The sequence below is a fragment of the Gallibacterium genomosp. 1 genome, from assembly GCF_001678575.1.
Classification (GTDB): domain Bacteria; phylum Pseudomonadota; class Gammaproteobacteria; order Enterobacterales; family Pasteurellaceae; genus Gallibacterium.
The window spans coordinates 17,317-28,924 of sequence record NZ_JTJP01000047.1; the positions used below are offsets into that span (position 1 = coordinate 17,317).

An 11,608-nucleotide genomic window follows, 5' to 3' on the forward strand; every position below is an offset into this window, starting at 1 on the left:
TCTTACTCCTTTTCCTTAAAAATCTGTTTAATTTGCTGTGCCAAACCGCTGTAACGCTGGGTTTGTGTTCGCACTGCCGTTTTCCAAATCGTTTCCCGACTAAATACCGTAAACTCCTGTTTCGCTCGGGTAATTGCGGTATAGATAAGTTCTTTACTCAACAGCGGATTATATTCTGCCGGCAATACCAGCACGGTACGCGTAAATTCAGAACCCTGCGATTTATGTACGGTCATCACATAAGCCGGCTCAACACTAGGCACTCGGCTTGATAACACTTCACGGAATCCTTGCTCTGCTTCAAACCAAACTTTTAAATCTCCGTTTTTATCAGGTAATACTAAACCTATATCGCCATTAAACAAGCGACTATTGTTATCATTTTGCAAAACAATCACCGGCTTACCGAGATACCATTCGTGTGTGTGTTGAAAACGGATATATTTCTTACGCCGTAACTGTTCTGCAATGCGTTGATTTAACTGCTCCACACCGAATTGCCCGTTACGCAATGCACTTAACAAACGTGCTTGTTTAAATAACATAAACGCCTTTGCAATCTCTGCCGGCTGCCAATTATTTTCACTTTGTACAAATTGAAAATAATCGGAATAAAGTTGAACTGCAAAATCCACCACCTGTTGATTGCTTGCTTCACCTTGTCGAAATAACGGCAGCACACGAATATCGTTATATTCAGCAAAAAGTTGCCAGCTTTCTTCAGCTTGACGTTGATTAACCGCCTTTGCCAACTGCCCAATTCCGGTATTTTGATTAAAACGATAGCTATGTTGCAAATGACAAAGCGTGTCACGAATAAAGTTCAGTTCATTACTAAATGCAAGCTGCTGTTCACAAACTGTTGCTAAAAAAGTCGCTTGTCGCTGGCTGTAATCAAATGATAAAAATTGCCCCAATTCCGCCATAATTGCACCGCTTTCCACCGAAGCCAATTGATCTTTATCACCTAAAAAGATCAATTTCGTACTCGGTTTTATGCCACGCAACAGTGTTGCCATCAATGCTAAATTAATCATTGAGGCTTCATCAATCACTAACACATCAATATTGAGCGGCTGTTGCTGATGATAACGTGGTTGGCTGTTGGGACGCATCCCCAATAAACGGTGAATGGTCGCAGCTTCTTGTGGCAACGTTTGTGATAAATCAAGCGGTAAATGAATGTTTTGAATCGCCTGATGTAATGATTCCGTTAATCGTGTTGCTGCTTTTCCGGTCGGTGCGGCTAATCGAATATTTAGCCAAGACTGGTTGCGTATTTTCTGCAACCATTGCAAACCAAGCAACAATTTGGCAACCGTTGTCGTTTTTCCTGTACCTGGGCCACCAGAAATAAAACTGATTGTTGATGAAAATGCCGTCGCTACCGCAATTTTCTGCCAGTCTGGCGATTGCTGAGAATGAGGAAATAATATTTTCAAAATTCGTTTCAAATCCATCAATTCATTCTGTTGATAGTGAATTAATCGACTATCGCTTAAACGTGCTGCGACATAGTGTTCATCTTGCCAAATTCGATGAAAATAGAGTGCATCAATTTCACCAATTTTTTTGCATACAATCGGTGTATTTTGCTGATCATTCACCGAAAAAGCCGGATGTTGTACTAAATTTGCTAACAATGCTTTCACATCATAAGGCGCAAGCACATTCTCAATTTGTTGCAATAATGCCTGCTGTTCTGGCTGATATTTCAACTCGAACGGATTTTCTAATACACTTTTTGTCAAAAACAGACAACTATGCCCTTGTTGATTAGCAAAACTTAATAATGCAGCAAATAATGCAGCCAAATCATTAATCTCTTTTGTTTGCAACCGCCCTTGCCGTGCGATGTAGTCGGCAAAATAGTAATCAATATTTTCAATCAATTTTTGATCACGTAATTGTTGTAATAATGCCAACATCATTCACCCCACAATTGATCCAATTTTTCAATCAATTCAACAGACGGCTTCGTAAAATAAACCCCTGTTTGCGCATTATTCTGCACCGCCATTCCACGTAAAAACAGATAAAACACGCCACCGAAATGTGTTTCATAGCGATAATTCGGATCACGCCATTTCAGATAACGATGTAATGCCAAACTGTAAATCAAATATTGCAAATCGTAACGTTGCGATGAGATCGCTTTTGCCAATTTATCCGGCTGATAATATTCGATACCATCTCCTAAAAAATTACTTTTATAATCAATTAGATAATATTTTCCATTCTGTCTAACAACCAGATCAACAACCCCTCGAATAACACCTTGAATCTCTTCAATCTGCACCGGATGTTGTTGATCATACAAAGGATGGTATTGTCTTAATATTTGGTTGAACTGTTGTTGATTAAATAAATTACCCAATTTGAGATAGAACTGCATTTCCATTAATTTATCTGTCGAAGCAACATTTGCCAAACAGCCCATTTCCGGCAATGGCTGTTGCAAAATATTGCTAAACCAAAGGTGTAATGGCTCAAGCCACTGTTCATCCAAACCAAGATACTGGCATAAGATTTGCAATGATTGCGTTTTTAGCGGCTGAATAAAATCCAATTTTTCTAAAAAGGTGTGCAGCACTGAACCAACACCTGCTCCTTTCGGGAGATCAAACGGGGTAAAATGTTGAGGATAAATGGAAAGCGGCTTTGCTGAAGGCACTGTTTCTTCATCATCTACTTCAATTGCATTATCGGTATAATCTTGCGCATTATCGCTTAAATGTTCACCATACAATGCTTGCAATTTCGCCTGCAAAGCAGAAAAACTGGTTACTCGCCAATTTTTTTCAATGTTTTGATGAAATTGCCGTGCCGATAACTCTCTTGGTGCTGACGACTGCATTGGGCTGTTGATCTCATCCGTTTCTGTTATCTCTTGCATTTCATAATTATCTGCCAATGCTTGTGTCAATAATGTGGCATAACTCACCTCTTTTTGCTCAACGTTCTGTTGTCCGCCCAACAACAGATAATCCAACGCAGTTAACTTTTTGCTATCCCATTTGCTAAATTTATTATTGATTGCATTAAAGGTTGCTGGTACGCCCACAATTAATTGATATTTCGCCCGTGTCAACGCCACATAAAGCAAACGCATCTCTTCCGCTTTAACTTCTCTTTCCGCTTTTTCCGGTTGCTGATTGTGTAGATCCCAAATTAATTGTTTCTGCTCATCGTGATAAAAACCAAACGCCTCTTTGCGGTTTGAAGCCGGATTTAAAATAAATGGCAAACAAACGAGTGGATATTCCAAGCCTTTCGATTTATGAATAGTAATGATGCTAACAACATTTTGCTCCCGTTCCAAACGCAAGCGATTTTCTTCGCTATCACTATTTCCGCTCAATTGTAATTCAAACCAATTAAGCAATGCCTCTTCATTCTGTTGTTGGTTCATCGCTTGTTGTAATAATTCGCTTAAGTGCAATAAGTCAACCAAATAACGCTCACTGAAATCAAATTGTTGCAATCGTAGCGGAATTTGTTCCGATTGGAAAAGTTGATACAGCATTGGTAACACACCTTGTGCTTGCCACACCGTTTGATAATGCAGTAAACGTTCAATCAACGCTGCCCACTCTGTTTCATTTTGTTTCAACTGATAAATTTGATCTGCTGTCAGCCCCCATAAGGTACAGCCTACAGCTGCCAACACCGCCCCTTCGTTAAACGGCGTTAAACAAGCACGTAAAATACGATAAAGATCTTTTGCCGCCATACTGGTAAACACATTGGAACGCTCCGATAAATAAACCGAAGCAATACCTTTTTGTGTCAAAGCGCGTCTGATAATGTCGCTCTCTTTACCATTACGCACCAAAATCGCAATATCCTTTGCAGTAATTGCCTGTTTCTCTTGTCCATCAGCACCAAAATAGGCGTTTCCTTGTTGTGAAATCGTCAATAACTGTTGCAAATGGGAAGCAAAAGCCTGTGCCATTATCTCCATTGTGAGACCGTTGTTTTCATCCTGTGTTAATTGCAATAGTTGCCACGCTTTTTGCACCTGCCCCTGAACATAAAAAGCACTCGTTTGTTGTGCCGCTTCAACAGGAATAAATTCAATTTCATCCAAATAAAACGGATTTTTTGCTTTTAAAAACAAATTGTTAATGCTTTCAATCAATTTAGCACTTGAGCGATAATTACGTTGTAACGTATAAATATGTTCTATCGCTTGGTGCTGTTCACAGCTATCTTTTATCGATAAATAGGTGAAAATATCCGCACCACGAAAGCGATAAATCGCCTGTTTAGGATCGCCGATTACGGTAAATCCGGTGGTGGTTTCATTTGTTACAGCTTGTAGATAAATTTTTGAAAAAATGGCTAACTGTACAGGATCAGTATCCTGAAACTCATCAATCATAGCAAACGGATATTGTTGGCGAATCAAAGCGATTAATTTGTGGGCTGACGGTTTTTGAAGAACATCGCGCAACATCCGCAACAGATCATCAAATTGCTTTTCATTATGGTTATCTTGATATTCAAAAATGCGTTGTCGTAATTCCGCCACATAAAGGTAGTGCATTTTTTGACAAAAATCATTTTGCGAAAACTGCTGCAAAAAATTTTTAAACTCAATCACAAAAGCTGGCAGTTCAACTTCTTTATTTTTCTTAAAATAGATCGGCAACAATTTTTCCGCTAAGGCAATTCTTTGCTCAATCGTTGCTGTTGCCGAAAGTACTGCATCGAAATAATCAGTAAATTTTTTGGATTTTGAACGTTGCTGATTCAAGTTTTCTTCATACTGTTTGAACCAATCGATAAACTCTGCTAAATATTGTTGTTCAAGCCGTTGAAACTGTTGCAGTTGCTGCTGGTAATAATCCAATCCGGCACTGATATCGGTAAACGGCAACGTTTGATTGATTTTAGGCAGTTCCCCCGTTAACAGACGTTCATTCTGTTGAAACAATTTATCCGGAGTAACAAAAACCTGACGCACAATTTGAGCCTGTTCTGCCGAAATGGAATAAAATTTGTCTCGCCACAGCTGGTAATTAACTTGCCGTAATTGCTCTTGATTCTGTTCTAACAACTCAAATTTAAAACCTAAACCTGAATCAAAAGCATATTGACGCAAAATACGTTGGCAAAAACCGTGAATCGTAAAAATTGCTGCTTTATCAATATATTCACAAGCAAAAGATAAACGTTGGATTGCAAGTGGTAATTGTGCTTCGATATAAGGTAACAATGCTAGTAGCTCATTATCCTTAATTTCACTTTTATCACGATTTTGTTGATAACTCTCCAATAATTTTAACCACAATTGGGTTCTTTCACGAATGCGTTGACGCAATTCCCGTGTCGCATCCCGAGTGAACGTTACCACTAAAATCTGCTCAATATCCAGCGGCGTAGGGAAATTATTCTCTCCCGCCTGTAACAATAAACGCAAATAGAGCGTAACCATCGTATAAGTTTTGCCCGTACCGGCAGAAGCCTCAATAATATTATTCTGTGCTAAAGGTAATGTAATCACATTTAGTGGCGTATTCATTCTGTTCAAATTTACTTTAATAGAAATTAAAAGATTGGCTTGTTTAAATGAGAAGGTTGCCGAGCAACTGCTACGACAACCTTAATAATATTAGAAAGTTAATACTTTATCCGCCCATAAAGTCCATTCGGCAACATCTGCTAATGTGCCTAATGACACCCCTTCAATCAGCGGCTGTTTAGAGATCGCTCGTGCATTTGTGCAAGTGGTACATAATTTTACCTCTACCCCTAAACCGGTCAAAATGGCTAATACTTCCTGAACATTTGCACCCTCTTTCGGATTTTGTCCTTTTAAACCGGACAATACGGCATCAGAAAAACAGAAAATTTTCATTTCTACATCTTGGTTGTGTTCTTCTTTTAATGCCAATGCAAAACGCAACGCATTGAAAGTTTTTTCACCACCATAAGGTGACTCATTTAAAATATAAAGTAGCTTTTGCATAGTAATCCCTTAATTTACAAAAATAATTTTAAGTAAAAATAATACGGCAATTAACCAGACCGGAATAGAAACCTCTTTGGCTTTTCCGGTAAAGAATTTCATCACACAGTAACTGATAAAACCAAGTGCAATCCCTTCGGTAATTGAGTAGGTAAATGGCATCATCGCCGCAGTAATAAACGCTGGTGTTGCCTCGGTTAAATCATCCCAACGCACTTTGATTAAACTGGAAGACATCAAAATACCAACATAGATCAATGCTCCAGCAGTTGCATATGGCGGCACAATAGACGCCAATGGCGAAATAAACATCACTATTAAGAACAAAATACCGACAACTACTGCAGTTAAACCGGTACGTCCTCCGACCGACACGCCGGCACTGCTTTCAATATAAGCAGTAACAGAAGAAGTCCCCAGATAAGCGCCTGTTACAGAACTGATACTATCGACATAAAGTGCCTGTTTCATTTTCGGGAAAGTCCCTTGCGCATTGCTGATACCAGCTTTATCAGTTACACCTAACAACGTGCCTGAAGAATCAAACAGATTCACCAACATAAAAGAGAAGATAATTCCTAATAAATCTCCTTGTAATGCACCCATAACATCTACTTGCCCAACAACCGAAGTAATACTTGGTGGCATAGAGAAAATACCGTTAAATTCAGTTTTACCCCAAAGCAATGAAAGCACGGTAGTAACAATAATTGAAACCAACACAGAAGCGTGAATATTCTTAGACGAGAGAATAACAATAATGAAAAAACCCAAAATGCCAAGCAGGACTGTAGGTGAATGAAGATCACCTAAAGCCATTAAAGTGACTTCATTCGGTACGATAATACCGGCATTATGAAAGCCCATTAATGCAATAAACAATCCGATTCCAGCAGTAATACCGACACGTAAGCTGAGTGGAATCGAAGCGATGAGCCAATAACGGATTTGAAACAAAGTTAAAGTCAATAACCCGACTGCACCCCAAAAAATCGTCCCCATTCCGACCTGCCAAGATAAACCGATTTTGCTCACCACAACATAAGCAAAAAAAGCGTTTAACCCCATTGCTGGTGCCAAAGCAACTGGTAAATTGGCAAATAATCCCATAAAAATACTACCAAACGCTGCAATCAGACAAGTCGTGACAAACACAACTTGCGTATCCATTCCTGCCACGCCGAGAATAGAGGGATTAACGAACACGATATAAACCATTGTTAAAAAGGTGGTAATCCCAGCGATAATTTCAGTTTTGACATCTGTATTATGCTGTTCTAAATGGAAGAATTTTGCTAAAAAGCATTGATTTTGCATAAAAAAATACCTGTATGATAAACAAAAAAAGAAAGGAAAAGCGAGTAACAGGCTTTTCCTTTTAATTCTAACAAAAAATACTTACATTTTTTGAAAAAAAGCTAAATTTTTTATACTCCCTGTTCTTTTGCAAGTAATAATATTTTAGAAAATAAACGACGAAATAGTAATGGAATAAATTGTATTCCATATTTTTCTACCTCACCTACTATTGCCAAAGCCAAATCCGGCTTTGAAGTATTCTGAATAGCACGTTGAATAATCTGCGACTTACTGAGTTTATGTTGTGTCGGTAATCTCGCTAACCTCTTAAAGACATTATCAAATCCATTATCAAAAAAATAGTGTTCAATATCTTTTCTTGGTAACAAGGTTATTTTATCTAAATAATGCTCATTTTCTTGTAATAAATCAGCAGCAATAGCGGCATATCTTTGTCCAGCATCATCACCATCTGCCAACATATGCCATTTAATCCCCATCAAATTAGCGTATTTTATTAGTGGTCTAATTCCGCACTGTGCAAATTCAACTATACGTACTCCTTCATTTTCTAAATTTAGATCTAAAATTCGTGCTAATTCATTTAAAATCCAGACTTCTGTTTCCCCCTCAACAAACATCCAAACCCGTGAAAATAGCGCTAAACAACGGTTATAACGAATATGAAAGGTTAAGCGACGTACATCTACTTTTCCCAAGTCGTATCTATCCAGCTGATAAGCCTGAATACGATCTTCCCCTCTCTCCAAACGGCAAATAGAATGTAATGGTATATGCGCTAACAACGCAACTGAATTTGTCGTAATCAAACGTTGCAATGGAATATAATTAACAAGCTCCCACATAATCGACATTAATCGTGGGTGCAATCGTGACTCCGGATCTTCAAACAGAATAATTGGATTACTAACCTGAGAAAACAGTGTGTTGTCATCTGGAAGGAAATGTTTCACTAAATAGATAAAGAAATAACGTTTCAATTTTTCATCACCAATCCGCAATTGCTCTGTTAATTTTTTTACCTTTTTCCATAAAATACTGGTATCACCTACAGTTTCTGAACGTTCACTCTCTGGTATAAAATAATAACGTAGTAATAGCATCACTGCTGCGAATTGATCCAGAATGTCCGGATCTAATTTTTTGCTTGCCTTCACTGCTTGTAATTGTAATGGGCGTTGTTTTAACCTAGCATCTCTAAAACGATAAATCGTATGACGCTGAATTAATCGACTCACTAATTTTTGCTGCTGTGCCATTTCTAACGGTAAGATATTTCCCTGACCATCAATAAAGGTATAACTAGTAGCAATTTCACCACTTTCTTGTGGTTCCGCAAAAACACGCAAGTAAATTCTGTAATAGCCATCTTCGTGAGACACTGCTACCGGATGCAAAAAATGGTGCATTTGTTGGTTTAATTCTTGCTGTTGCGATTCGCTAAAAGTAAATAACAAATTAATGGAAGTAGCGGATTTAATTTCAGCTTGATTTGATTGAAAAAAATCTTGCGGCTGAAATTGATAAAGTTGAGCCTCTTTATTAAAAACTAGACTTAATAGATCCAATAAACTCGATTTTCCCCACGCATTCTCACCAATTAACACCATATTAGAACGTAATTGGAAAGAGAGGCGATGAATACCGCGAAAGCCGACAATTTCAATCTGTTTAAGATACATAACGGATCCTACATCCTGATAAATATGCAATGTATCTTAGCACATTCCATCGCCTTTTATTTGACATTCCCCATTAATCTCCGATAATTATCGACTTTTACTTAATATCAAGTCTGAATTATCATTTTTATGTTAGAAAGCTTATCCATTGTATTAGTGCCTCTTTTCTTAGGTTATTTAATTAAAAGTCACAACGTCACATTTATTCATTGGGTGAATAAATCAATAATGTGGTTGCTGTTTTTAATTCTGTTTGTGATGGGGTGCTCGTTAGGTCAATTAGATGATTTAGCGAGAACCTTGCCTAATATAGCGTTCAAAGCCGCCGTATTCAGCCTTGTTATCCACGGTTTAAATATTCTCTGTTTAATGCTGTACGATAAACGCTATCCTGTATCAACTTTAAACTCACAAAAGCAAATGCCTTCCCGTTTGAAGATGATTTTAGACTCAGCAAAAATGTGCAGTATGGTCGTTTTAGGATTTATTATTGGTTTCTTAGGAAAAAACTATTTTAGTATTCCACACGGTTCAAGCACCTATGTGTTAATTGTTTTAATTTTTTTGGTTGGCATTCAACTTAGGAACAGTGGCATCAATCTACGCCAGGTTTTCTTTAATAAACACGGCATTGCTGTTTCAATTTTGTTGACTATTAGTTCTCTATGCGGTGGTATTTTAGCGGCATTGACATTACAACTATCTATTGTTCAAGGATTAGCGATTGCTTCCGGTATGGGATGGTATTCATTATCAAGCGTTTTATTAAATGATGCTTGGGGACCGATTTGGGGAAGCATCGCTTTCTTCAACGACTTATCACGAGAAATTGCAAGTCTGTTTTTAATTCCGTTATTTATGCATCATTTTAGAGCGACCGCTATCGGAATTGCAGGTGCAACCGCACTGGACTGCACGCTGCCGATTATTCAACGCAGTGGTGGTATTGAAGCCGTACCATTGGCAATCAGTTTCGGCTTTATTATTAATCTTGTCGTTCCGGTGCTATTGGTCTTTTTTATTAATATTCCGCTTTAATGCTGTTCATCATACTTTTTACACCAACAAAAAATCTGCCACTAACGGCAGATTTTTTCTAAATTTAAAGCACGTTTACTCTCGCCCATCACCTAATAAATAGGCATATTTTTTTGTATTTTCACTTGATTCTAATGCAATTTTTACCGCCATTGTCAACGGGACAGAAAGTAGCATTCCTACCGATCCCAACAACCAACCCCAAAAAATCAATGAGATAAAAACAACCAAAGTGGACAAGCCTAATGTTCTTCCCATCAAACGTGGTTCAATAATATTACCTATAATCATATTAATAACCAAAAAAGCTATCGCCACTAGCAAACTGTCACTATAACCATTTAGAATTAATGCTTGTACAACAACCGGAATAGCAGCTAAAACTGAACCGATATTAGGAATATAGTTAAGCAAAAAAGCAACCGTTCCCCAAAGCACCGCATACTGTATCCCTAATATTGCCAACGCTGCCCACACCAACACACCGGTTAACAAACTCACAAAAGTTTTAATTGCCAAATAACTAATGACACTATTTAACACTCGTTGAATATTCTCCAGCTCTTTTTTCTCCTGTTTATTTTGGAAAAAAATTGCCAATTTTTGTTTCATACTCGGTGCTTCAAACAGCATAAACACCACAATTAACAACAACACAAAACCATTGGTAATCACACCAGATATTCCAGTCAAAAGACGGCGGATCAGTCCCATAATAATATTCGGATCAAGATGTTCTTCAACAATAGTTTTTGGTAAAAAACGATATAAATCAAAACGATCCATAATTGCTGCCAAACCGGAAATACGTTGTGCTAATAACTGTTTGTAAGTTGGAATGGATGCGGAAAACTCATTCACAGCAGTACCGACCAAGCCGGCGAAAAAAGTCAATGCAATCACAATTAAGCCCAATAATGCGATAACCGCCAACCATAACGGCACTTTTAATTTAACTAAGAAATTAATAAGTGGCGTACAAACAATGGCCAAGAAAAGTGCTAGCAAAAACGGCACAATAATTTCAACAGCAGATTTAATTCCCGCTAAAATAATCACAAGACAAGCCAATATAATAATGACATTTTTAATATTGCTCTTAGCAACATTTGTTTCCATAGGATTTCCTGTTCAATCTTAATTTTAAACTAAGCTATAATAGCAAAAAAGCGATGCTATAAGGAGGTATAATGCCAATTATTAATTCAGCCGTAATTACAATCAGCGATCTACGTTTACGCACTTTTATTGGAATTAAAGAGGAAGAAATTAACAATAAACAGGATGTTGTTCTGCAAATTCAACTCAGTTATAACTGCGAAAAAGCCAGTTTAAGTGACAATGTAGAAGATGCATTGAATTATCGAACTATTACCAAAAAAGTGATTCATTATGTTGAAACACATAAATTCGCATTGTTAGAACGAATGGTGCGAGAAGTGTTAGAAATTATTGCTGAACCAGAAGCGGTAGAATGGGCGGAAGTAGAAATTGCCAAACCGTTTGCATTACGCTATGCCGATTCAGTGTCATTACGTTTACGTTATGAACGAAATTAATCATTAACACAGATAAAAATCCTCCAATATTGCAG

General features: G+C 37.7%; 8 protein-coding genes. 2 read left to right on the forward strand and 6 right to left on the reverse strand.

Features of this window, described 5'->3' with window-relative positions; genetic code table 11:
* Positions 1-2: 2 nt before the first annotated feature.
* The 5 genes from recD to QV04_RS08890 form a co-directional block, all read right to left on the reverse strand.
* Positions 3-1,928 carry an exodeoxyribonuclease V subunit alpha gene (gene recD, locus QV04_RS08870; RefSeq protein WP_065231456.1) on the reverse strand — a complete coding sequence of 642 codons (1,926 nt, stop codon included), beginning with the start codon at positions 1,926-1,928 and terminating at the stop codon, positions 3-5.
* Positions 1,928-5,527 carry an exodeoxyribonuclease V subunit beta gene (gene recB / locus QV04_RS08875; RefSeq protein WP_065231457.1) on the reverse strand — a complete coding sequence of 1,200 codons (3,600 nt, stop codon included), beginning with the start codon at positions 5,525-5,527 and terminating at the stop codon, positions 1,928-1,930. Before recB ends, recD begins: the two co-directional genes overlap by 1 nt.
* A gap of 90 nt (positions 5,528-5,617) precedes the next feature.
* Complete coding sequence (locus QV04_RS08880; RefSeq protein WP_039085819.1) at positions 5,618-5,974, reverse strand: DsrE/DsrF/TusD sulfur relay family protein; 357 nt, start codon at positions 5,972-5,974, stop codon at positions 5,618-5,620.
* Between the two features lie 9 nt (positions 5,975-5,983).
* Positions 5,984-7,291, reverse strand: a complete 1,308-nt coding sequence (locus tag QV04_RS08885; RefSeq protein WP_065231458.1) for an NCS2 family permease — start codon at positions 7,289-7,291, stop codon at positions 5,984-5,986.
* 110 nt (positions 7,292-7,401) lie between these two features.
* Positions 7,402-8,976, reverse strand: a complete 1,575-nt coding sequence (locus tag QV04_RS08890; RefSeq protein WP_065231459.1) for a DUF2813 domain-containing protein — start codon at positions 8,974-8,976, stop codon at positions 7,402-7,404.
* A 129-nt stretch (positions 8,977-9,105) separates the two neighbouring features.
* On the opposite strand from QV04_RS08890, the gene QV04_RS08895 reads away from it, so the two are divergent.
* Positions 9,106-10,014, forward strand: a complete 909-nt coding sequence (locus tag QV04_RS08895; RefSeq protein ID WP_065231460.1) for a lysine exporter LysO family protein — start codon at positions 9,106-9,108, stop codon at positions 10,012-10,014.
* 75 nt (positions 10,015-10,089) lie between these two features.
* Here the strand turns inward: QV04_RS08895 and QV04_RS08900 are convergent, their stop codons facing one another.
* Positions 10,090-11,133: an AI-2E family transporter gene (locus QV04_RS08900; protein WP_039170735.1), complete on the reverse strand. Its 1,044-nt coding sequence runs from the start codon at positions 11,131-11,133 to the stop codon at positions 10,090-10,092.
* 71 nt (positions 11,134-11,204) lie between these two features.
* Here QV04_RS08900 and folX point away from each other — a divergent pair, with 71 nt between their 5' ends.
* Positions 11,205-11,573, forward strand: coding sequence for a dihydroneopterin triphosphate 2'-epimerase (gene folX / locus QV04_RS08905; protein ID WP_065231461.1), 369 nt, complete (start codon positions 11,205-11,207; stop codon positions 11,571-11,573).
* Positions 11,574-11,608: the final 35 nt, after the last annotated feature.

Coding starts and splice junctions, on each gene's coding strand:
- recB (WP_065231457.1), bottom strand. CDS start 5,527: ATGAATACGCCACTAAATGTGATTACATTACCTTTAGCACAGAATAAT.
- QV04_RS08900 (WP_039170735.1), bottom strand. CDS start 11,133: ATGGAAACAAATGTTGCTAAGAGCAATATTAAAAATGTCATTATTATA.
- folX (WP_065231461.1), top strand. CDS start 11,205: ATGCCAATTATTAATTCAGCCGTAATTACAATCAGCGATCTACGTTTA.
- QV04_RS08885 (WP_065231458.1), bottom strand. CDS start 7,291: ATGCAAAATCAATGCTTTTTAGCAAAATTCTTCCATTTAGAACAGCAT.
- QV04_RS08890 (WP_065231459.1), bottom strand. CDS start 8,976: ATGTATCTTAAACAGATTGAAATTGTCGGCTTTCGCGGTATTCATCGC.
- recD (WP_065231456.1), bottom strand. CDS start 1,928: ATGTTGGCATTATTACAACAATTACGTGATCAAAAATTGATTGAAAAT.
- QV04_RS08895 (WP_065231460.1), top strand. CDS start 9,106: ATGTTAGAAAGCTTATCCATTGTATTAGTGCCTCTTTTCTTAGGTTAT.
- QV04_RS08880 (WP_039085819.1), bottom strand. CDS start 5,974: ATGCAAAAGCTACTTTATATTTTAAATGAGTCACCTTATGGTGGTGAA.